This is a genomic window from Mesorhizobium loti R88b (genome assembly GCF_013170845.1).
Taxonomy (GTDB): domain Bacteria; phylum Pseudomonadota; class Alphaproteobacteria; order Rhizobiales; family Rhizobiaceae; genus Mesorhizobium; species Mesorhizobium loti_B.
This window is the reverse complement of the sequence record NZ_CP033367.1, coordinates 3,257,777-3,280,597: the sequence shown is the minus strand read 5'-3', so window position 1 is coordinate 3,280,597 and position 22,821 is coordinate 3,257,777. Positions and strand designations below refer to the sequence as shown.

The following is a 22,821-nucleotide window of genomic DNA, read 5'->3' as shown; positions in this document are numbered from 1 at the left end:
GCGGACAAATTCGCGAGGCGCGACCTGATGTCTGCGTCAGAAGACCCGGCTCATTTCGGCCGGCGCACCGCCCGCACCACGCCATCGGATGTGCTGCCGCAGAAGAGGCGGTCGCCGCCATCGGACTCCATCCCCGAGACACCGATGCCATCGGGCATGTCGAGCTTTTCCAGAACCTTGCCGGTTTTTGGATCGACGCGGCGCAGGTCGCTCTCGTCGCCTTCCCAGGTGGCGTGCCACAGCTCGCCATCCACCCAGGTCACCCCGGTGACGAAGCGGTTGGATTCGATGGTGCGCAGGATTTTCCCGGTCTCGGCATCGATCTGGTGGATCTTGCGCTCGCGGTACTGCCCCACCCAAAGCGTGCCTTCGGCCCAGGTCAGCCCGGAGTCGCCTCCACCGCCGGGCGCCGGGATGGTGGAAAGCACCGCGCCGGTATCGGGATCGATCTTCTGGATGCGATCATTGGCGAGCTGGAAGAAATGCCGGCCGTCATAGGCAGTGCCGGCATGTGCGGCGACATCTATCGACCGCAGCTTCTGTCCGCTTTGCGGGTCGAAGGCGTTGAGCTTCTCGCCAGAAGCAAACCACACGTTCTCGCCGTCGAAGCTCACCCCATGCACCCGCTCCACACCTGGAAAGGGTCCGTATTCGCGCAGGATTTCGGCCGCTGAATGTTTCATGTGTTTGTCCTCATGTGACGATGCAATGCACCCTTCCTAACTGCTTGGCAGCGGCGCCGGGAGTAACAAGGTGGTCGTGAATCCCGCCATCGGCGGCGTCATCCAGCGGCGCGCCCGGCCATGGCCGAAGGACTGCACCTTGCCGGCCTCGGCCAGCGGCTCGAGCGCCCGCTGCACGCTGCGCTGGCCGGTGCCGAGCGCCAGCGCCAGGGCCGAGCTCGACCAGGCTTCGCCGTCGGCAAGCAAGGCAAGCACGGCAGCATGCCGTTCCTCGATCGGCCGTGCCAGCACCAGCACCGCGCGCGCCTGGCGCGGCGCCAGCGTGAAACCGCGCTTGGTGGCGCTGATGTCGGCCAGCGCGGCAAGTTCGGCGCGCAGCCGGCCGATCTCGACGCGTAGCCGCGCGCGATGCGATTCATCGGCATGCTTGCCGCCAAAGGCCCGCGCCACGAGCTCTTCACGCGAGGCATCCTCGGGCCAGGCCTCCGCAAGCGCACGCGCCAGCGCAAACAGCACCGGGCGGCTCGCCAGCGAGACGGTTCTGTCCGCGGCACGCACGGCATAGCGGAAGGCATCGACGACCAGCGCCGGCGATCCCTGCAGCGCCTCGACCTCTTCGAGCAGCAACGGCCGCTGCGTGCCTTGGCTGATCAGCCGCGCCGCCGGTGTTTCCAGCGCCAGCGATGCGCTGTCGACCTCCGCCATGAGGCCCGGAATGCCGGCCTGGCGGGCGGCGTGGCGTGCCCATTCGAGTGCCGCACGCGCCGGCCGGATTCTGAGCCGCCGCATGGCGATGCCGGCGACCGCGAGCTCATGCGCGGCCCGTGCTGCCGGCGGCAACGGCGTCGGGTCCAGCCCGGCCAGCACATGCTCGGCCTCGTCGAGGCGGCCGATCAACAGCAGGCGCCGCACCTTGAGATGGCCGGCATGCGCCGCGTTCAGCCGGTCGCCATGCTTTTCCAGCGTCGTGCGCGCCGCGTCGAGCGCCTTGGCCGGCCAGCCGAGATCACGCGAGACCAGCGCGATCTCGGCCTCGGCGACGACGCACCGGGCGCGCGCGACAGCCTCTTTCGGGCTGAACGCGCGGGCCGCCCGCCGCAAGAGCAGCTTTGCGCGGTCGAAATCACCGAGCTGCGCCATGGCGATGCCGCGCAGCGCCAGCGCCGGCGCATCCTCGCGGAGCGCAACGCGGTCGAGTGCGGCGAGCGGATCGCCCGCCGCCAGCGCCAGCGCTGCCGCCGTGATCAGCGAGTCCATTCAAATCCCGTCACACTTGTAACTCCCACCCCTCGGCCTGCCCGCCCTAACTTAAGTCACCACCACAAAGCAGCAAGCCGCATCACCGAAGCGGCAAGCCAAGGAGACCTGAGATGCCCACCGACACTTCCTCCCACGACACATCCTTTCACGACACGGGCGAACCTGCCCACCGGATGCGCCATCCCTGCTGCGCCGGGCCGGATGACTCAAATCCCGTCGCTGAAGTAACGCACCCCGCCCCGCTTCACCGCCCTACCCTGGATCCCCGGGAAGCAACAGGCCGCAACGGCCCCATCACCGGCAACCAATGACTGGCAAAGGAGAAGACCAATGACCAAGCACTTGACGATAAAGACCCCACCGGTCGTTTCGCAGCAGGAATGGGCGGCCGCGCACGCGCAGCTTCTCGTCAAGGAGAAGGCGACGCTGCGCGCCAAGGACGCGCTCGCCGCCGAGCGCCGCCGCATGCCGTGGGTGGAAGTGGACAAGGCCTATGAGTTCGAAGGCCCCAATGGCAAGGCGAGCCTGCTCGATTTGTTCGAAGGCCGCCGCCAGCTGATCGTCTACCGCGCTTTCTTCGAGCCCGGCGTCTATGGCTGGCCCGAACACGCCTGCCGCGGCTGCTCGCTCGGCGCCGACCAGGTCGGCCACCTCGCCCATCTCAACGCCCGCAACACCACGCTTGCCTATGCTTCTCGTGCCCCGCAGGCCGACATTGTCAGGCTGAAGGCGCGGATGGGCTGGGAGATCCCCTGGTATACGATCACGGACAGCTTCGACAAGGATTTCGGCGTCGACGAATGGCATGGCCACAACGTCTTCATCCATGACGGCGACCGCATCTTCCGGACCTATTTCATCAACAGCCGCGGCGACGAAGCGATGGGCACCGTCTGGAGCTATCTCGATGCCACCCCGCTCGGCCGCCAGGAGATCTGGGAGGACTCGCCCGAAGGCTATCCCCAGACGCCGCTCTACAGCTGGTGGAACTGGCACGACAATTACGAAGCCGGAGCTGACAAGAAATGGGCCGAAGTCTCCGCCGCCGGCGAAGCCGCGTTCCGGGACAAGGGCGAATAGTTGGGATTGGCTGAAGCGAAGCCTCCTCGTGCCGCGCTGGTCGACCCCCACTCCGTCTCGGCTTTGCCGAGCCACCTCTCCCCCGATCGACGGGGTAGAGGAAGCGCGCCAGGCTTTTTGCCGTCGCCGCTCGATCCGCAGCCCCCCTTCCTTTCCCTCCGGAGGGGGGAAAGGTGGCGCTGCGAAGCAGCGACGGATTGGGGGAACCACCTGCCAATCAAGCATGGCCCTGATCAGTCACGCCAATCGCCCATAGCCTAGACGAAAGTGGGGGGCGAGGAACCCAAGTTATGTCGGGTCGCAACCATCTAGGGATCAAGAACATGAGCGATACCCACACAAATACCGGTCGCGCGGCTCCGGAAAACACAGCCGCCCTCGGCATCGCCGACTGGCTATGCCTCGCGGCCGCACCCACCTTCGCCCTGATGGCCCTTCTTTCCTGCCTTCAGGGCAGCGATGCGGCCATGTCGTGCATGGGCGCCTCGCCGCTCACCGGCATGGCAGCCATGTATCTGCTGATGAGCGCCTTTCATCTCGCACCCTGGCTGAGGGTGATTTCAGGCCGGCAGCTCCGCTAGATCCACGTCAGACATCCCACACATCGGAGAAGACAATGAAGCTCGTCAGGCTGAGAGCGCCGGGTGGCTTGGACAGGCTTGAACTGGCCGAGGAATATCCGCCGAAGCCGGGCCCAGGTGACGTGCTGGTCAGGATCCGCGCCTGCTCGTTAAACATGCGCGACGATTTCGCGGTGCAGGGCAAGACGCCACTCGCTGATGGTCGCGTCCCGCTGTCGGATGGCGCCGGCGAGGTGATCGCTGTCGGCAGCGGTGTCGAGGCGCTCAAGCCCGGCGACCATGTCGTCAGCGTTTTCTACCCCTTCTGGCTGAACGGCGACATGACGCCATCCACCAGACGCGATGTGCCTGGCGACAGTTTTGACGGCGTGGCCAGCGAATATGTCTGCATGCCCGCACAAGCCTTCACCAAGGCTCCGGACGGCTATACGCATGTCGAAGCCGCAACCCTGACCTGCACCGCCGTCACCGCCTGGCGAGGCCTGGTTGTCTGCGGCAAGGTTAAGCTAGGCGACACGGTATTGGTGCTTGGCACCGGCAGCGTGTCGCTGTTTGCGCTGCAATTCGCCAAGGCCGCCGGCGCACGCGTCATCGCCACCTCATCCAGCGAAGAGAAGCTGGAGAGGCTCGGTCGGCTCGGCGCCGATGCAACCATCAACTACAAGGCCGTGCCGGACTGGGGCCGTGCCGCCAGGGATTTGACCGACGGACGCGGCGTCGACCACGTCATCGAGGTCGGCGGCCCCGCCACGCTGGCCCAATCGATAACCGCTTGCCGCACAGGCGGCCACATCGCGCTGATCGGCGTGCTAACGGGCTTTGCGGCCGAAGTCTCGATCCCGGCTTTGTTCTCCAACCAGATCCGCATCAACGGCATTTCCATCGGCAGCCGGGCGGACCAGGAGGACATGATCCGGGCGATTGACGTCAATCACCTCAAGCCCGTCATCGACCGCCGCTTCCCGCTGCGCGACATAGCCGCCGCCTTCAGGCATTACGGAGCGCAGAAGCATTTTGGGAAGGTTTGCCTGGAGCTTTAGGAATTGTATTAGAAATGACTAATTGACAGCCAATGGGATACGGCGCTCACTGCCCAGCACAGGTGGATCGCAGCAACGGGCGGGCGACATCGACCGCCGGCGTCACCTTGGGGAGGGATGCCATGCCGACAGTCATTGGCCATCACAACATTTCGAAAGACACCAAGCACTGGCTCAGTTCACCCAAGCGCAAGGAGCTTTTCGGCTCGCTTGGGATCACCAATGTCCGCACCTTCGTCGACCCGCAGAATCCAAAACGCGTGGCGCTGATGATGGACGTGCCGGACATGGACAAGCTTGCAGCCCTCATGCAGAGCAAGGCAGCCGCCGACGCGATGGCGCATGATGGCGTGGTACCGGAATCGCTGGTCATTCTGGTGGAAACGAAGGGCTAGCCGCTCCAACCGGTCAGATACTGGTCAAGCGTATCGATGAACGCATCGATGTCGGCCTCCGTCGTGCGATGGTTGACGATGGCGCAGCGCACGACCAGTTCACCGTTGAGAGTTGTCCACGAAGGCGCGGCCAGGCCTAGGTTGCGGACAAACTCGGAATCCGCCCCGCGAATGCCGAAACAGACGATGTTGAGCGCGACGGGCGCTTTCAAGTCAAAGGACGGATGGCGTTCCAGGCGTTCGGCGAGATGGCGGGCGAGCCTGCATGTATGGGCGATCGAGCCGCCGATACGATCCGCTCCCAGCGCTTCGATCGTCATCCATGTCTTCAAGGCGCGGAAGCCGCGCGACAGGTCCGGGCCGAGATCGCACGGCCAGGTCTCGCCAGCGGCAAGCCCGCGATCGGCGCGCTGCAGATAGGCGGCCGGCTGCGCGAATGTCCGCTTCTGGGCAGCTCCATCGCGCACCAGAAGGAACCCGGCATCGTAGGGAACCTGGCCCCCTTTGTGAAAGTCGAGCGCCACCGATGCCGACTTCTCGATGCCCTTGAACAGTCCCCGCAGCGTATCGGACAGCACGGCGAGCGCACCGATCGCGCCATCGACATGGAACCAGAGACCTTCCCTCGATGCGATTTCGGCGATTTCAGCCAGCGGATCGATGGCCCCGGTATTGACCGTTCCCGCGGTCCCCACGACCAGGAACGGCAGGAATCCGCTGACGCGATCCTGGTCGATGGCTGTGCGCAACGCGCCGGGCAGCATCCGTCCCGCATCGTCAACCGCGACGGTCCTCAGATTGGCCGAGCCGATGCCGGACAGTTGCATGGCCTGCGCGATGCAGGAATGCGCCTCGGTTGACGTATAGGCGACAAGCTGGCGGTCAGCGCCGCGCAGGCCGGTTTCCCGGACCGACTGCCCCGTCGCTTCGGTTCTGGCGATCGTCAACGCGACGAAGTTTGCCATCGAGGATCCGGTGAGGAACAAGCCGCTGGCTCCGCCGGGATAACCGAGCGCCTCGCTCATCCAGCGCACAATCTGCTGTTCGACCACGAGACCGGCATGGTCGCGGCCGCCGCAATTCATGTTCAGGCCGCCGGCGACGATTTCGGCCACCATGCCGATCGGCGTGCCCGCGCCATGAACCCAGCCCATGAACGAGGGATGCAGATTGCCGGTCGCGAACGGCATGATGTGCGTGCGCACGTCATCGACGACATCGCCGAGGTCGCGGGGGCCGTGCGGCAGCGGTCGGTCAAACCGGGCACGCGCTTCATCGCTTGGCCGCTGCCATACCGGCCTTTGCCGGATCGTCTCGATGTGGGTGATCATGTCATCGAGCAGGCCGTGCGCGACCGCGCGGAATTCGTCCCAGTCCGCGGGATCAAGGCTGGTCTCGCCCGCGTCATTCTGCTCGACAGGCAGCGGCATCAGGCTTCCCCTGCCTGTTGCAGGACAACAGCCAATTTCTGGAAGAAGACGTCGAGCCTGGATTCGATCGGACCAAACGCCTGCTGCAGCGACTGGCCGGCTGCCATGCGCGCCGAAACGCCGACCACATCGGCAGCGGAGGCGGCAACGCGCAGCACCGTGCGCGAGCCCAGGCGCACGGCTTGCCCGATACGGCAGATCGGCCCGCCATTGAAGCCGCGCATCGACAGCTGGACAGCCTGGCACACCTCGAACGAAGCGAAAGCGCCGTCACCGTCGGTGATGGTCAACGGTACCATGGCGCTGGCGCCGAGATGGTCGCCTTCGTCATCAGGATGCAGGGAGATGCCTTTGACGGCGCCGATGCGAGACAGCACCAGACGGACGAACTCGTCCTTCAGCAGCCCTTGCCGGGATTCATCGATCGCGGCATAGCGGTCGAGATGGGCGAGCGCGGCAACCCAGCGCAAACCCAGTCCAAGGTTCATTTCCGACTTGAAGGCGAAGCCCATGCGCTGACGAAGGGCCACCGGCCAGTCCTGCGCCGCCGTGTAGTCCGCCAGCCCCACCGGAATGGCCGACCTGGCGGCAAGCGCCTCGGCCAGGGCCTCGGGTATGAGGAGCGCGCCCGAAAAAGGCGGGTCGGCAATGAACTTGGATCCGGTCAGGGCGACCATGAAGCCATCGGCCAAGTCCTGCCGCAGCCGCGAAATCGAGCCGCGGAACTGGCAGGCATCGACGACGACATGCACCCGCCCGGGGGCAAGGGCCGCGACATGGCGCGCGGCCTGCCGGGTTACCGCCGGCAGGCCGGTCTTCGACGCATCGAGCACGTGGACGAGCACATCGCGACCGCGCTTCAATTCGAGCCCGACGGTGGCGATGATCTCGGCATCAATGTCATGCTGGCGGCGAGGTCCGCCGGTCTCGTTGCGGATGGCGATGGTGCGCACGTCGATACGGTCCGGCGCCAGGCCTTCAAGCGGCGCACCGGCCTCGACGGCGCTGCCCAGCGCGGTCAGATCGGAGTAGTGACGCCCCGCCGCCGCGCGTGGCACGCCATTGCCCGTTTCGTCCGGCGCGACAAGCACATTGGTCAAGGGGCGCCCGGAGACGCCGGCAATCATGCACAAAGCGAGAAGCTCCGCATCCGTCCCGGAGGCGGCAAGCACGACCTGCGCGCCCGCACAACCAAGATTGCCGGCAATCCTGTCGCGAATATCGGCAAACCATTGCGCGGATGCGACAGGCGACGGCGACGCCATGTCGATAAGGCGCGCGGCCTCGACCCCGGCCGCCTGAAAACCCTCGCGCGAGATGTTGCTTGCCGTTGTCGACGAAAATGAGATCTCGTCATCAGCCGGGGTGGTGCGCGTCCCGTAGCGGTTGCGCCGGGTGATCGCATCCAACCAGATACGCCTGTCTCCACCCGTACCGAGCAGGAAGGAAACGGACGCCGGGGAACGGTGATCATGGCTGCCCGTTTGCTGGTCCGGACCTGGCGGCGCCACTAGGGTCCCGCGCTGATTTGCAGGCATGATGTTCTCCGAAATCAGGGCGACGGCGAGCTGTTCGCGGTCAAAGCGGTTCATTGGCCGCCACGGCACCGGCCAGATAGGAGATCTGGATGTCGTGGCTGATCAGCGGTTGGAGATCACTGGCGCGCTGCGTGAATTCCAGCCCGCACCGGTCGACATAGGCACGATCGACACGTCCGCAGAAGCCTGGATCGATGATCTTCTCGCCGTCCCAGAAGACGGCGTGGCCGGTGTCGGGGACGGTCGGCGAAACCACGCCTATGATCGCCGGTTTGGCCCACAGCATGTAGATGCTGCTCAGGAGAACGAAACCGCATTTGTTGGCAACGCCGCGCATGATCGAATGGCTCATCGGCCCGCCGAGCGGATAGGCCGGATCGCAGCCTCGCGCGATGGCCTCGATTTCCTCGTAGGTTCGGCCCGTCAGCATCGCCAGGGCGCAAACCAGGCAGTCGTCATGGGTTCGCTGGTAGATCGCCGACTTTCCCGTGTGGGCGCATGCTGTGGTCGGTGTCGGCAGCATGCGCGCCACGCGCCGCTCCAGCGCGTTTTCGAACGCCGTGAAGAGCTTGCGCATGGCGCCCTTCTTGTAGGGAAAGATACTCTCCCAGTCCATGGAATGGACGATCATCGCCACATCCGCCTCGAATACCAGCAGGCGGCCGTCGGCGAGTTCGGCGCAATCGATGGCGAAATAGTCCAGCCCCAGACGCCGATGCAGCGCATCGAAGGATCGCGCGTGGCGCACCGCGAAATCACTGTCGAAATTCGCCATCCACAGCGCCTCCTCGGCACGCCTGTCTTCGTGCTGGGTCATGCCGGCGTTGAGATAATGGACCATCCAGTGCTCGGAAACCGCAAGATGGCTGGCATAGGGACGCCCATTGATGAAGGCGACACGCTGCTTGCGGAACTTGCCGTCGGTGCCGCTGTAGTCGATGAAGGGCGTGACGTAGAATTCGGTCTCGGCGTGCGAAGTCAGATAGGCTGAAAGCTCCGCGCGGGTGGAGATTTTCTCCATTCCCTTGCCGGCATGCGTGCCGAGCGGGCGGACAATCACCGGGAACGCGTTCGCCACCAGGATCGCGCCGATCTCGATGTCCCCGCCAGCCAGCCTCTCGATCACGACCCTATCAACGCGCGCTGCGGCAGGCGCAAGTATCGAAGGCTCGCTTTTCAGCGCTTCCGCGACGCCGTCCCTGGACAGCGCCATGATCTGGCGCGGTGCGTTATTCATGATCGGGCCGGCCCAGTCGCGCAGCAGCCGGTCGAGGTTCGCCAGTACGGCAAGGTTTGCCGCGGACTCGCCGACAGCCACGAAGGCGACGTCATGGGCGGGAACGTCCCCAAGGTCGGCCGTGTCGGCATCGACATAGTAGAGCAGCAGGTTCGCGTCGGATGTCTCGAGCAGGAACTCGATCGGCGTGTTGGCCATGAAGTCGCCGGCGGTCATGAAGACAAGCACGTTCGGCCCCGTGCCGCGACCGTTGCGGATGCGGTATTTGCGGCTGATATCGAGTGCCGCCTTCTGGCTGAGCGCTGCCTTGTCTTCCTCGCCTATGGCGTGAAGCAGGATCGACACATCGAGAAACGCCGCTGCATCGGTGATATCGGCCGAAACACGCCCGAACAGCTCGTTCCACAGGGGCGAGATATCTCGCCCCTCGAAGACCGCACGCACGATGGGCGCCTTGCCCATGATCAGATTCGGTTCGTCAAAGGCCTCAATTTGAACTGCCGCGCTTTTCAAGCCCTCAAGCCTTCTGCCACGCGGTGGTTACGGCTGGTTCAGCCTCCACGCCGCCTGCACGATGTGCGGCTTCACTGTGGCCCCCGGCGCTTGTGCGAGCCTTGTGGCGTCCTGATGTCGTGCCAGGCAGCCACGGGCACAGAATTGCTGTGCCCGTGGCCATTTCATCAAATCAATTGCACTTCGGCTTCGCGGCATTGCAGGCGTCGACCAGTTCGGCCGGCGGGTCCTTGTGGAAGACGGTCTTGTAGGATTCCAGCACGTTGGACTGCACCACCGGCAGCGACTGCACGCCGACCCAGGCGGGCGTGGGTTGCCCGATCAGCGCCTTCATCATGGCCAGCGCCTCGGCGACACCCTGGTCATAGGGGCGCTGCGAACCGGTTGCCTTGAGCGGGCCGCCCTTGGCGATCTCGATTGCCGACTGCAGGCCGAGATCGACCGTGGTGATTGGAATGTCGATGCCTTGCGCGCGCATCGAGGACAGCGTGTCGAGCGCCGGCTGGTCCCACACCGCGTATAGTCCCTTCACATCGGGATTGCCGGTGAGGAAGTCGCCGGCGATCTGCGAGACTTTCGAGGGGTCGGTGAAGTCGACCTGCTTCATGACGATGTCGGGCCGGTTCTTCTTCATCCACTCGCTGACGCCCTTGGTGCGCTCATTGGTGCTGAAATAGTCGACGCCGAAATTGACCAGCCCGATCGTGCCACCCTTGGGCATGCAGGACGCCAGGATCGTTGCCGCGATCTGGCCGTTGCCCTGGCTGTCGGCCGAGATCATCGAGGCAAAATCCTTTGGCGATGAGAGTCCAACCGGGATGCTGTCCATGAACACCAGCTTGATGCCGGCCTCGCCCACCTTCTTGTAGGTCGGCGCCGTCGCGGTGAAGTCGACGGGGATGGAAATGATGCCGTCCGGGTGCTGCTGGATGGTGTTTTCGATGTCGGCGATCTGCTTGTCGACCTGATATTCAGCCGACGCCACGCCGGTGACGGTGACGCCGTATTTGGCCAGCGTTTCGCTGATGCCCGCCACTTGCAGCTGCGACCAGTCGAGGTTCACCGTCTGCATGGAAATGCCGACCTTGAACTTGCCCGCCTTGACCTTGGCGGCTTCGTCGTCGGTCAGTTTCAGCTCGTCTGGCGAGGCTGCCTTTTCGCCATGCGGGCCCTGCCCGACAATGCCCTTGGGGCCAAGCGTCGCCAGGTCGACGCCGGTAACGCAGGTGTCCGGCGTTTGCGCCAGGCTCAGCGATGTCGACAGCGCAAAGGCGCTGGCGGCGAGGCTCAATGTACCGAATAGGATTCGTGCCGAGTGGTTCATGACTTTCCTCCGTTGATTTCTAATGTTTGTTTGCCGTTTGGAGACGGCGGTTTTCTGCTGGTATTCGCGGTTACGCGCCTTACCTCCTCGTGAACGCGACCGCGGCGATGATGATTGCTCCCTTGATGACGAGTTGCAGCGACGAGCTGACGCCGAGCAGCACCAGCCCGTTGTTGAGTGTGCCGATGATCAGGCTGCCGAGCAGCGTGCCGAGCACGAAGCCGCGCCCGCCAAACAGGCTGCAGCCGCCAAGGATCACCGACGCAATGACGTCGAGCTCCATGCCTTGCACCACGTCCGGCCGCGCCGCGTGCGAACGCGCCGACAGGATCAGCGACGCCAGCCCGGCGAGCGTGCCGGTCAGGACAAAGGCCAGCGTCGTGACCTGCTTGATATGAACGCCGGAATAAAGGGCTGCCGTCGGATTGCCGCCCGCCGCGTAGACCCGCCGCCCGTAGACGCTGTAGTGCAGCAGCAATATGCCGGCGACGGTGACGCCAAGCGTCCACAGGATCGGTGCGGGAATGCCCAGCACCGAGCCTTCGCCGAAGATCGCGAAATAGTATTCGTTGGTGATGATGACCGGCTTGGTGTTGGTGACCATCAGCGCCAGCCCGCGCGCGCCGCTCAGCGTGCCCAGCGTCACCAGGAAGGACGGAATTTCGAGCCGCGTGGTCAAGACACCGTTGATGAGCCCGATCAGCGCCCCGGTGCCCAGCCCCGCCACCGCGCCGACGACCCAGTTGTTGGCGACGAAAGCCATGGCCAGCGACGCGCTCATGCCCGAGAGCGCCAGCGTCGAGGCGACGGACAGGTCGATCTGCCGGGAGATGATGACGAATGTCATGCCCACCGCGATGATCGAGACCAGCGTCGTCTGCCGGCCGATGTTGAGAAAATTGTCGATCGACAGGAACCAGGGCGATGCCAGGCTGAACACGACCAGCATGATGGCGAAGGCGACGTAAAGCATGTAGGGACGCTCGCCTTGCAAGAGATGCAGCAGCGCCAGGCGACCGCCCTGCTGGTTGACGGCAGCTTTTGCCGGGCTCTGGGTTTCAGTCATGCCGCGTGCTCTTCCGATGGCTGCGAAATTTGGATGAGATGATGCAAGTCCTCGGCGCTGCCGAGGTCCTGCCTGGCAATCGTCCTGATGATGGTGCCATCGACGACGATCGAGATGCGGTCGCAAAGCTGCAGCAGTTCGGAGAGATCAGACGACACCAGCAGCACACCGCTGCCGGCCGCTGCCGCCGCGCGAATGACGCCGTAGATTTCCTCGCGCGCGCCGACATCGACACCGACCGTCGGCTCGTCGAGCAACAGAACGCGCGGCCGTGGCTCGTTCCATTTGCCGAACACCACCTTCTGCTGGTTGCCGCCCGACAGGTTCTTCACCGTAGTCGACGCGTTTGGCGCCTTTACGGCCAGCCGGCGCATCGCCGCATTGGCGTGCTCGCTTGCCGGGCCGCGCTGCAGCCAGCCAAGGCGGGAGAAGTACGGCAAGCGCGGCAAGGTCAAATTGCGCTCGATCGAATGTTCGAGGACCAGGCCCTGGACATGCCGATCCTCGGGCACCAGCGCGATGCCTTGCCGTATCGCCGCTGCCGGATCCGTGCCTTTCAGCGACACGCCGTCAAGGCTGGCGTCGCCTGACTGGATGGCCCGCAGGCCGAAGATGGTTTGCAGGATTTCGGTACGTCCGCTGCCGATCAGCCCGGCGAGTCCATGGATCTCGCCGCTGCGCAGTTCGAGGTTGACGCGATCGAGCCTGTCATTGCCGACATCACTCAGTTCGAGCACGGGCTTTGCAAGGGGATCAGTCGATGACGGCACGCTTTGTCCCGATGCCGCACCCTCGGTTTTCAGCACAGCATGGTCCGGCCCGACGATCGCGCCGACCAGTTGCCGCATATTGGTTTGCGCCGTGACAAATGTTCCGGCGTTCTGCCCGTCACGGAACACGGTCACCCGGTTCGAAATGCGGAAGACCTCGTTGAGGCGATGCGTGACATAGATCACCCCGACGCCACGTGCCGCGACCGCGCGGATCGCCTCGAACAGGATCTTTTCCTCATCGTCGGTCAGTGCCGAGGTTGGTTCGTCCAAGATGAGCAGGCGGACATCGCCCATCAGCGCCTTGGCGATCTCTGTCATCTGGCGATAGGCGAAGGGCAGCGAGCCGACCATGGCGCGCGCATCGAGCGGGATGTTCTGCGATTTGAGGAAGGCTTCGGCCTGCGCCACCAGCTGGCGCTTTTTCAGAAAGCCAAGCCGCGTCTTCGGCTCTCGCCCCAGCAACAGATTGTCGGCAACCGAGAGCGATTCGACCAGGCTCAGATCCTGGTAGACGACCGCCACGCCGGCATCACGCGACTGGGCGGGCGAAGAGAATGAGACCGGCTTGCCGTCGATCTCGATCGAGCCGCCATCATGCACATGCACGCCGCTCAGGATTTTGATCAGCGTCGATTTGCCGGCACCGTTTTCACCAAGCAACGCGTGCACTTCACCGGACTGGATTTCGAGGCTAACGCCGCGCAGCGCATTGACCCCGCCAAACCGCTTGCTGACGCCCTCGACGCGCAGCAAGGGGGTCTCGGACATCAGCGCAATCGAACCCTGTTCGATCATGGCGCCCGCACTTCCTCCCTTTGACGCGTCCCCTACCCCGGGTTGTCGAGAGTCTCTTTTGAGACTTCTCTTACTTTTTTTGTGATTTTTCCATCAGCGATACGAAATGTCAAACGGAGTCAGACTGGCGACTGGAATGAATCCGGTCCAACTTCGCCATGTTCGGTGATCACCGCATCAAAGCCGTCCATCGTTGAGAAGAAAGCCCGCTTGAGCTTGCCGATCTTGCTCGAGTCAATGACAAGGTAGTTCTCGCGCGCCAGGCTCATCACCTTCTGCTTCACCACCGCCTCGTGAAAGTGCTCGCAGGTGGCGCCGCGCTTGGCGTCGACGCCGGCGGCCGACAGGAAGGCGGCGTTGATGCCGACGCTGTTCAAGATGTCGAAATCATGGGTGCCCGAGAAAGACGCCGAGGCCGGATGATAGACCCCGCCGAGCATGATGATCGTCACATTGGCCTTGCGGCTCAGGCGCTCCGCGACATTCATGGCGTAACATATTGCCGTTATTTGATAAGTGTCGGGAATGAGATCGATCAGATGGATCAGCGTCGTGCCGCAATCGACGAAGATGGTCTCGTCGGGCCTGATCTTGCGCACCGCATGCGCACAGGCTTCACGCTTCGCCGCCGCATGGCTGTCGGCCGCGGTCGCCAGTTCGTAGGGAATATCGGCATCAATCTCGGCCGCCGCCAGTATATGCCCGCCGAGATAAGCGATCTGTCCCGGGTTGGTGGCGATATCGCGCCGCACCGTCATCTCGGAGACGCCGAGCAGCGCTGCCGCTTCGCTGAGATGGATAACCCGCCGCTGCGACAGCAGATCGATCAGCCGTGCCGTCCGTTGCGCTTTGCGAGCAGTCATGCCTGGAGCCTGTCGGTCACCTGAAATGTGAGGATTTTAACAAGCTCTGCCATCGACTTGCAAGGACCGCGCGCAGGCCAAGGCGTCATCGTGGTTAAGTCCGGCCCTTGTAAAGTCCAGGTCAGCGGCAATAATCTCTAATGGCGTGGGGGTGTGCGCATGAAATTCGAACGCCTGCTCAGGTTCTGCGGTGGCCTGCTGATTGCGGCGTTCGTGTTGGGCACGTTCTCCCAGGCTTACGCGCAAAAGACGTTGCGCGGCGTTGCCCTGGTCATCGGTAACAGCACCTACCAGCACATCAAGCAACTGCCGAATCCCGAGAATGACAGCCGGGCCATCGAGACACTTTTCAGGTCGCTGGGCTTCGACACATCAGTCAGCGTCGACCACGATACTGAGCGTCTGAAGCGCGACCTCGACCGGTTTGCCGAAGACGCTCAAGGGGCGGACGTTGCGATCCTTTACTATTCGGGCCACGGCATAGAGGCCGGTGGTGAGAACTACATCGTGCCTGTGGATGCCGACCTCTCCTCGCTTGATGATGCCAGCCGCAAACTCATCGCGATTTCGCGTCAGGTCGCCAGGATACAGGCGACCGTCCCGCTGACCATCGTCATGCTCGACGCCTGCCGCGACAGCCCGTTTCCGCCGGACACCAAAGTGCGGCCAACGCCTGAAGCAGCACCCGTGGCGATCGGCGGCCAGGGCCTCAGCGAGACGCGCGGCGCGCAAGCACTGGTGCCGCTGGATCCCTCGAAGCCGAAGGACGAAAGCGTCGGAACGGTCATTGCCTTTGCCGCCGCGCCCGGCAAGGCTGCCCTTGACGGCCCGGCAGGGGCAACCAGCCCCTATTCGACAGCGGTGCTGAAGCATCTGTCGGCACTGTCGGGCCAGGAATTCGGCACTGTCATGCGCATGGTGGCAGAGGAGGTCTATCTCAGGACCAATGGCCGTCAGCGGCCCTGGGTGAACGAGAACCTGACCCGGTTGCTCTATTTCGGCAAAACGCCGCTTGAACCGTCGGGGGACGAAGGTGACATCCTGAAGGAGCGCCGCCAGCTGCTGCTGACGATTGCCGATCTGCCGGACGCGGCACGCACGCAGGTCGAGGCAACTGCGGCCAGTCGGAACGTACCGATGGACGCCGTCTACGGCATGCTGAAAGCCCTTGGCGCCAATACGCCGAAGGACCCGGCCGAATTGGACAAGTTGCTGCGCAGCCAGGCGGAACGCATCAAGACCATTCTTGCCGAGCGAGATACGCTGACCAACCCGGATCCGGAGATCCAGCGCCTGACGGATCTATCGCGGCACGCCATCCTGGAGGGCGCGCTTTCGACCGCCATCCGGCTGAACGAGGCGGCGAAGACGCGATTGAAATCATTGACGGCGTCGCTGGATGAGACAGAGGCAAACCTGAAGCAGCGGCGCACTGAGGCGGCCCAGGTCTATGCAGCCAGTGCCGACGCCTACGCCCTGAATTTCGATTATCGCAATGCCGCGCAAGACTATGCCAACGCCTTCGAGCAGTTGCAGCGCTGGGACCCGAGGGCTGCGTTGCAATACAAGCTCATGCAAGCCCAGTCGCTGATGAATTTCGGCGATTACAGCGGTGACAACGACGCTCTTTCGCAGGCCATCGACGTCAGCAGGCAGGCCATCACGCTCGCACCGCGCGAGACGGCGCCGGACGACTGGTCGGTTTTGCAGGAGAACCTGGCAAACGCGTTGCTGTTGCTTGGCGAGCGCGAGGGAGACACCAAAAAACTGGAAGAGGCCGCAGACGTTCACCGCACGGTCTTGCAGTTCGTTTCGCGTGAGGACAAACCCGTTGACTGGGCCGGAGCGCAGATAAATCTCGGCAATGTTCTTGGTGCCATCGGATTGCGCGAGAGCGGTACCCAGCACCTTCTGGAAGCAGTCACCGCATTCAAAGCCGGCGCCGAGGTGATGACGCGTGAAAAGGATGCGGATACCTGGGCGCTGGTACAAAACAATCTCGGCGGCACTCTGATCGAACTCGGCAGCCGCAACGGCGATGCCGCGATCCTGGAACAGGCAGTGGCAGCGCTGCGATACGCGCTGGAGCAACGGACCCGGCAGAGGGGGCCTCTGCTGTGGGCGGAAAGCGAGGGCAATCTTGCCAATGCCCTGGTCGAACTCGGTCGTCGAGAGCCTGTCAACACACGTCTCGAAGAGGCCGCCGTTGCTTACCGCGCGGCACTTGACGAATTGACTCATGAGCGTTTTCCGCAGCCTTGGGCGCAATTGCAGAATGGGCTTGCCAATGCACTGGCAGCATTGGGCGAGCGGGAGGCCGATCCGGCGCGGCTCGAACAGGCGGTTGTCGGTTACCAGGCAGCCCTTGAGGAAATCACGCGGGCTAAGGCGCCGCTGCAATGGGCCTCGATGATGAACAATATGGGCAGCGCGCTGTTGCACCTCGGCGAACGCGACAACGGCACCGCGCGCATAAGGCAAGCACTGGATGCGTTCAGGGCAGCGTTGGAGGCGCGGTCGCGGCAGCAAGTGCCTCTGGACTGGGCCGGCACCCAGGCCAATGTCGGCCGCGCCCTCAGCGACATCGGCCTGCGCGAGGGCGATCGCGTCAGCCTGGCGCGGGCCGTCATTGCCTTCAACGATTCCCTCGAAGTCGTGACCAGCGACAACAAGCCACTGGATTGGGCCGCGATCGAGAACAATCTCGGCATTGCCCTGTCGACGCTCGGCCAGCAAGACAACGACACGACACGTCTGGTCAGTGCCGTCAGCGCGTTCCAGATGGCACTGACGGTCCGCACGCGGGCACTTGTGCCGCTGCTGTGGGCGGAGACCCAAACCAACCTTGCCAGTGCGCTCGAACTGATCGGCGAGCGGACCGGTGATCTGAAGCGGTTTGACGAGGCAATCGCCGCCTACCAGGCCGCGCTCGAGGAGCGGACGCGCGAACGATCGCCGCTGGAGTGGGCGCAGACACAATACAATCTCGGCAACACATTGCTTGCGCTCGGGCAGACAACCAACGATCCCGTGCGACTGGTTCAGGCAGCCGAGACCTACCGCCTCGTGCTCACTGCCATCACCCGCGAGAACGTTCCGTTCTATTGGGCGCAGACGCAGTACAACATCGGCAATGCCCTGCAGGTATCCGGCGTCACCACCGACAATCTCGACCTTTTGCAACAGGCTGCGGCGGCCTACCGCGCCGCACTCGAAGTGTGGGACACCGCGAATGCGCCTAACAAGTGGGCACAATCGCAATACTATCTAGGCACCGATCTGTGGCAGGTCGGCGTCCGCATCCAGTCGGTGCCGGTTCTAACCGAAGCACGGCAGGCCATTGCCGCCATCAAGGACTTTTACGCCGGCACCGGTCAGTCAGCCGGGGATGAACAACTTAGCCAGGTGCTTGCCCAGATCGACGCCTCGATCGCGCAACTCGGCGGCCAGACGCCGTAGACAGAGCGCGCGGTTTCCCGTCTGCAATTACATCGAGGGCCCAGGCAAGGGACTCGCCAACTCCTTGCCGGCCTTCCCTGCCCCGAACCGCAAGCCATCCATCAACAGCTTGACCAGCCGCCGCGAGCGGTCGCGCCATTCCGGCGTATCGGGCGCGGAATAGATGCCCGACAGCGCATGCAGCACATCCGAGGCGTCGACGTCGCCGCGAATGGTGCCATCGGCCACCGCCGCCTCGACCAGTTGCCGTAAGGCTTGCGACACCCTCCCCGACGTGTCGGAAAACAGCGTCGAATTGGTGCTGAGCAGGATGCGCAGGCTGGTCGCTAGGCCGCGCTTGGTGGCGATGTAGTCGACGAAGCGCCGCATCCATTCTTCCAGCGCGACATCCGACGCATGTTTTGACGCAAGTTCGCCGGCGGCCGCGCACAGCCCCTCTGCCTCGCGCCGGTAGACCACCTCGACCAGATGCTCGCGCGTCGGGAAATGCCGGTAGAGCGTGCCGATGCCGACACCGGCGCGGCGCGCGATCTCTTCCAGCGAGGCATCGATGCCGCGTTCGGCAAAGACCGACGCCGCCACCTCGACCAGCCGGTCGCGGTTGCGGCGTGCGTCGGCGCGCAGTGGTTTTTCCACTGCGGCCTTCTCTGCGGCGATGTCGGCTGCGGCCAATTTTTTCTCCACGGACGAAATATGGGGGCTTGAACCCGGCCGGGCCAGCTCCCACCTTAATAAACGGAGGCGCCTCCGCTTTAGTGGAGTGCCTTTATCATATAAGAAGGGGAACGGGTATGTCACGTCTTTCGAACCTGCAAGCCGACATCTCCCCTGCCCGCCTGTCTCCCGGGAGATCCGCTGTCACCCCAGCCAGCACCTGACCATAAGGTCACCTTGCCCTTCTCCGGCAAGGCACCAGTTCACTTCCCATCCGCGTCAAGCAAACTGGAGCCAGACGCCCATGACAAGCCTTCCCATCACGCTCACCATCAACGGCCACCGGCACGAACTGGAGGTCGATCCACGCGTCACCCTGCTCGACCTCTTGCGCGAGCGGCTTGATCTCACCGGCACCAAGAAAGGCTGCGACCGCGGCCAGTGCGGCGCCTGCACGGTGCTGGTCGACGGCAAGCGCATCAACTCCTGCCTGGCGCTGGCGGTCAGCCATGATGGCGCCGATGTCCTGACCATCGAAGGCGTCGCCCACGGCGAAGAACTGCATCCGGTGCAGGCCGCCTTCATCGCCCATGACGGCTTCCAATGCGGTTTCTGCACGCCCGGCCAGATCATGAGCACGCTCGGCCTGATCGCCGAGGGCCAGGCCGGCGACGATCCCGAACGCATCCGCGAGGGGCTGAGCGGCAACATATGCCGCTGCGCCGCCTATGGCGGCATCGTCGAGGCCGTCCTGGAAGCCCAGGAGCAACTTGCCAAAGCCGACCGGAGGACCGCGGCATGAGAGACTTCGATTACATCCGACCCGCCACCATTCCCGATGCCATCGCGGCGGCGGCCGAGCCGGGTTCGGCCTACCTGGCCGGTGGCACCAATCTGCTCGACTTGATGAAGGGCGGCATCACCAGCCCCGAGCGCATCGTCGACATCTCGCGGCTGCCGGAACTCAACCGCATCGAAAGGCTGGAGGATGGCGGCCTGCGCATCGGCGCGCTGGTCCGCAACGCCGATCTGGCCCATGACGCGGCATTCGCCAAGGCCTATCCGATGGTGGCGGAAGCGCTGCTGTCGGGCGCCTCCGCGCAGCTTCGCAACGCTGCCACTGTCGGCGGCAACCTGCTGCAGCGCACGCGCTGCAGCTATTTCTACGACACCGCCAGCGCCTGCAACAAGCGTGTATCAGGCGCCGGCTGCGCGGCACTTGGGGGCGAGAACCGCCTGCACGCCGTGCTTGGCTGGAGCGATGCCTGCATCGCCACCCATCCATCGGACTTCTGCGTGCCGCTGGTGGCGCTTGACGCCGTCGTCGAGATCGAGGGCAAGCAGGGTCGGCGCCACGTCACGCTGGCGGAATTCCACCTGCTTCCCGGCGAAACGCCACAGCGGGAGAATGCGCTGGAGCCCGGCGACCTGATCGTGGCGGTGCGCCTGCCGGCGGAGGCCGCCTCCTTCGCTGCCAATGCCCGCTACCTGAAAGTCCGCGAGCGCACCTCCTATGCTTTCGCCGTCGTCTCGGCCGCTGCGGCACTTGTCGTCGACGGCGGCAAGATCCGCGCCGCAAGGCTGGCACTGGGCGGCGTCGCGGCCAAGCCGTGGCGCGCGCGCACGGCCGAAGCCGTGCTGCTTGGTGCCGACGCCAATGAAGCGACCTTCGCCAGCGCGGCCGATGCCGCCTTGGCCGATGCCAGCCCCTCCGGCGACAATGCGTTCAAGATCGAGCTTGCCCGCCGCATCGTTGTCAGGGCGCTGACATCAGCGCAGGCGGGAACGCCCGAGCGGTTGCCGGCCCTGCCTGCCTCGCCCTTTTCCTCTATTCCCGGAGCGCGCCATGACGCTTGAACTCAGCCTCAACCAGCAACCCGCCCATACCAGGCAGGGCTCCAGCATTGGCCAGCCGCTGACCCGCCGCGATGGCTTTCTGAAAGTCACCGGAGCAGCCCGCTACGCCGCCGACAACCATCCGCCCGGCATGCTCTACGCCGTGCTCGCCGTCTCCAGCATCGCGCGCGGCCGTGTTGCCTCGCTGGATATCGAGGCAGCCAAGGCGCACAAGGGCGTGGTCGAGGTGATGACGCCCAGGAACCGGCCGGCGCTCGCCACCGACCCGGATGCCAAGGACCATCCCTTCATGTTCCGGCTCGACCTGCTGCAGAACGATGAGGTTCGCTACCCCAACCAGAGCATCGCCGTGGTGATCGCCGAAACGCTGGAAGCGGCGACCGAGGGGGCCGCACTGCTCTCGCCGCGCTATGAGGCGCTGCCGGCGCGCGTCGGTCTCGACGGCGCCGAAAGCTTCGTGCCGCGTGGTGTCGGCGTCGGCAATCCGGCGGTGCAGCACAAGGGCGACGTCGAGGCCGGCCTCAAATCGGCAAGGACGCGGATCGAGGCCACCTACGAAACGCCGGCCCAGTACCACAACGCCATGGAGCCGCATGCCATCGTCGCCGCCTGGGATGGCGACAAGCTGTCGATCGACACGCCGAGCCAGGGCCTTGCCATGGCGCAGGGCCGCATAGCCGGCCTGTTCGGCATCGCGCCGCAAAACATCCACATCCGCAGCCCCTTCCTCGGCGGCGGCTTCGGTTCGAAAGGCATGATTTCCGGGCCGCAGGTGCTGGGCGTCCTGGCGGCGCGTCTCGTAGGCCGTCCGGTCAAGCTGGTGCTGCGGCGCGAGCAGATGTACGGGCCGGTCGGCCACCGTGCGCCGACGCGGCAGACCTTGCGCATGGGCATGGATGGCCAGGGGCGGCTGACGGCGATCCACCACCACGCCAAGACCGCGTCGAGCACCTTCGACGATTTCTTCGAACCGGCGGCGGACGCCTCGCACACGCTCTATGCCAGCCCGGCCATCACCACCTCGCACGAGGCGGTGCGGCTCGACACCGGGACGCCGCTGTTCATGCGCGCGCCCGGCGAAGCGACCGGCTCGATCGCGCTGGAGAGCGCCATCGATGAAGCGGCTCACGCCTGCGGCATGGACCCGCTGGAATTCCGGCTGAAGAACTATGCCGAGGTCGAGCCGATGACCGGCAAGCCGTTTTCCTCCAAGGCATTGCGCGAATGTTACAGCCAGGCCGCGAAAGCATTCGGCTGGGCAAGCCGCCCGATTCAGCCGCGACTTATGCGCGACGCCGACGGTTTCCTCACCGGCTGGGGCGTGGGCACGGCGACATTCCCGGCCATCATGTTCCAGGCCGAAGCGCGTGCGGTGCTGAAGGCCGATGGCAGCGGCCTGATGGAGACCGGCGCGCAGGACATGGGGCAAGGCGCCTGGACCGCTTTTGCCCAGATCGCCGCCGACGGGCTGGGGCTCGACATCGACCAGGTCGATTTCAGGGCCGGCAGCTCGGATCTGCCCAATGCGGGCATTGCCGGCGGCTCCGGCCACACGGCGACGGCCGGCATGGCGATCCACAATGCGGGTGCCGCCGTCATCGCCAGGCTCGCCGATCTCGCCACCGGCAACGAGGCCTCGCCACTGTTCGGCGCCGGCAATGAGGGCGTTGTGGCGCGCGGCGGGCGGCTGTATCGCCGCGACGACGAGAATCGGAGCGAAAGCTATGCCGAGATACTGACCCGCGCGGGCCTCACCGAGATCGAAGGCCAAGGCAAGGGCGCTCCGGACGCGGCGTCCCAGGAGACCTACGCCAAGCACGCGCATGGCGCCGTCTTCGCCGAGGTGAAGGTCGATCCGGATTTCGGCCAGATCCGCGTCACCAGGCTGGTTGGCGCGTTCGCCGCCGGGCGGGTCATCAATCCCAGGCTGGTGCGCAGCCAGTATTATGGCGGCATGATCTGGGGCGTCTCCTTCGCGCTGAATGAAGAAGCCATCACCGACCGGCGCTCGGGCCGTATCCAGAATGCCAACCTCGCCGAATACCATGTCCCGGTGAATGCCGACGTGCCGTCGGTGGAGGCGATCCTGGTCCATGAGGACGACCCTTACGTCAACGCGCTCGGCATCAAGGGCGTCGGCGAAATCGGCATCACCGGCACGGCCGGCGCGGTCGCCAACGCCGTCTGGCACGCAACCGGCGTGCGGCCTCGCCGCTTTCCGATCCGCATCGAGGATCTGCTGGCCTGAGAGGTCGCGAACGCCCGGAGCGAAA

The 22,821-nt window shown here is 64.6% G+C and carries 18 protein-coding genes; 8 read left to right on the top strand and 10 right to left on the bottom strand.

Annotated features, from left to right (window positions below; translation table 11 throughout):
* Positions 1-50 precede the first annotated feature (50 nt).
* On the bottom strand, positions 51-683 hold the full coding sequence (locus EB235_RS16035) for a Vgb family protein (protein ID WP_027030037.1): 633 nt from the start codon (positions 681-683) through the stop codon (positions 51-53).
* 36 nt (positions 684-719) lie between these two features.
* Positions 720-1,940, bottom strand: coding sequence for a hypothetical protein (locus EB235_RS16030; protein ID WP_027030038.1), 1,221 nt, complete (start codon positions 1,938-1,940; stop codon positions 720-722).
* A gap of 333 nt (positions 1,941-2,273) precedes the next feature.
* On the opposite strand from EB235_RS16030, the gene EB235_RS16025 reads away from it, so the two are divergent.
* The 4 genes from EB235_RS16025 (at position 2,274) to EB235_RS16010 (ending at position 5,039) form a co-directional block, all read left to right on the top strand.
* Positions 2,274-3,023, top strand: a complete 750-nt coding sequence (locus EB235_RS16025) for a DUF899 domain-containing protein (protein WP_027030039.1) — start codon at positions 2,274-2,276, stop codon at positions 3,021-3,023.
* Positions 3,024-3,346: 323 nt separating this feature from the next.
* Positions 3,347-3,604, top strand: coding sequence for a hypothetical protein (locus tag EB235_RS16020; RefSeq protein WP_027030040.1), 258 nt, complete (start codon positions 3,347-3,349; stop codon positions 3,602-3,604).
* 35 nt (positions 3,605-3,639) lie between these two features.
* The gene (locus EB235_RS16015; RefSeq protein WP_027030041.1) at positions 3,640-4,644 is read left to right on the top strand and encodes a zinc-dependent alcohol dehydrogenase family protein; all 1,005 of its coding nucleotides are present in this window, start codon (positions 3,640-3,642) and stop codon (positions 4,642-4,644) included.
* Positions 4,645-4,766: 122 nt separating this feature from the next.
* A complete protein-coding gene (locus EB235_RS16010) occupies positions 4,767-5,039 on the top strand; it encodes a hypothetical protein (RefSeq protein ID WP_027030042.1) in 273 nt (90 codons plus the stop codon).
* Here the strand turns inward: EB235_RS16010 and EB235_RS16005 are convergent.
* The 7 genes from EB235_RS16005 to EB235_RS15975 all read right to left on the bottom strand — a co-directional run bounded on the left by EB235_RS16005 (position 5,036) and on the right by EB235_RS15975 (position 14,578).
* The gene (locus tag EB235_RS16005; RefSeq protein WP_032925459.1) at positions 5,036-6,469 is read right to left on the bottom strand and encodes a pyridoxal phosphate-dependent decarboxylase family protein; all 1,434 of its coding nucleotides are present in this window, start codon (positions 6,467-6,469) and stop codon (positions 5,036-5,038) included. The two genes, EB235_RS16010 and EB235_RS16005, sit on opposite strands and share 4 nt — an antisense overlap.
* Entirely contained in the window at positions 6,469-8,061 is a 1,593-nt protein-coding gene (locus EB235_RS16000; protein WP_051429616.1) for a hypothetical protein, read from the bottom strand. The genes EB235_RS16005 and EB235_RS16000 overlap by 1 nt, the downstream gene beginning before the upstream one ends.
* Positions 8,048-9,706: an ATP-grasp domain-containing protein gene (locus tag EB235_RS15995; RefSeq protein ID WP_208603622.1), complete on the bottom strand. Its 1,659-nt coding sequence runs from the start codon at positions 9,704-9,706 to the stop codon at positions 8,048-8,050. The genes EB235_RS16000 and EB235_RS15995 overlap by 14 nt, the downstream gene beginning before the upstream one ends.
* A 223-nt stretch (positions 9,707-9,929) precedes the next feature.
* Positions 9,930-11,081, bottom strand: a complete 1,152-nt coding sequence (locus EB235_RS15990; RefSeq protein ID WP_027030044.1) for a substrate-binding domain-containing protein — start codon at positions 11,079-11,081, stop codon at positions 9,930-9,932.
* Positions 11,082-11,160: 79 nt separating this feature from the next.
* Complete coding sequence (locus EB235_RS15985) at positions 11,161-12,147, bottom strand: ABC transporter permease (RefSeq protein ID WP_027030045.1); 987 nt, start codon at positions 12,145-12,147, stop codon at positions 11,161-11,163.
* Positions 12,144-13,715: a sugar ABC transporter ATP-binding protein gene (locus EB235_RS15980; protein ID WP_027030046.1), complete on the bottom strand. Its 1,572-nt coding sequence runs from the start codon at positions 13,713-13,715 to the stop codon at positions 12,144-12,146. Before EB235_RS15980 ends, EB235_RS15985 begins: the two co-directional genes overlap by 4 nt.
* Before the next feature lie 119 nt (positions 13,716-13,834).
* Positions 13,835-14,578, bottom strand: coding sequence for a DeoR/GlpR family DNA-binding transcription regulator (locus EB235_RS15975; RefSeq protein WP_027030047.1), 744 nt, complete (start codon positions 14,576-14,578; stop codon positions 13,835-13,837).
* A gap of 159 nt (positions 14,579-14,737) precedes the next feature.
* Between EB235_RS15975 and EB235_RS15970 the strand changes: the two genes are divergently transcribed.
* A complete protein-coding gene (locus EB235_RS15970) occupies positions 14,738-18,037 on the top strand; it encodes a caspase family protein (RefSeq protein ID WP_051429617.1) in 3,300 nt (1,099 codons plus the stop codon).
* A 27-nt stretch (positions 18,038-18,064) separates the two neighbouring features.
* Here EB235_RS15970 and EB235_RS15965 read toward each other — a convergent pair whose 3' ends face one another.
* On the bottom strand, positions 18,065-18,721 hold the full coding sequence (locus EB235_RS15965; RefSeq protein WP_051429618.1) for a TetR/AcrR family transcriptional regulator: 657 nt from the start codon (positions 18,719-18,721) through the stop codon (positions 18,065-18,067).
* A 274-nt stretch (positions 18,722-18,995) separates the two neighbouring features.
* Here EB235_RS15965 and EB235_RS15960 point away from each other — a divergent pair, with 274 nt between their 5' ends.
* Genes EB235_RS15960 through EB235_RS15950 form a run of 3 tightly spaced genes read left to right on the top strand, consistent with a single transcriptional unit; the run spans position 18,996 to position 22,796 of the window.
* Entirely contained in the window at positions 18,996-19,493 is a 498-nt protein-coding gene (locus tag EB235_RS15960) for a (2Fe-2S)-binding protein (RefSeq protein ID WP_027030048.1), read from the top strand.
* A complete protein-coding gene (locus EB235_RS15955) occupies positions 19,490-20,548 on the top strand; it encodes an FAD binding domain-containing protein (protein WP_027030049.1) in 1,059 nt (352 codons plus the stop codon). The genes EB235_RS15960 and EB235_RS15955 overlap by 4 nt, the downstream gene beginning before the upstream one ends.
* Positions 20,538-22,796 carry a xanthine dehydrogenase family protein molybdopterin-binding subunit gene (locus tag EB235_RS15950; RefSeq protein ID WP_027030050.1) on the top strand — a complete coding sequence of 753 codons (2,259 nt, stop codon included), beginning with the start codon at positions 20,538-20,540 and terminating at the stop codon, positions 22,794-22,796. Before EB235_RS15955 ends, EB235_RS15950 begins: the two co-directional genes overlap by 11 nt.
* Positions 22,797-22,821: the final 25 nt, after the last annotated feature.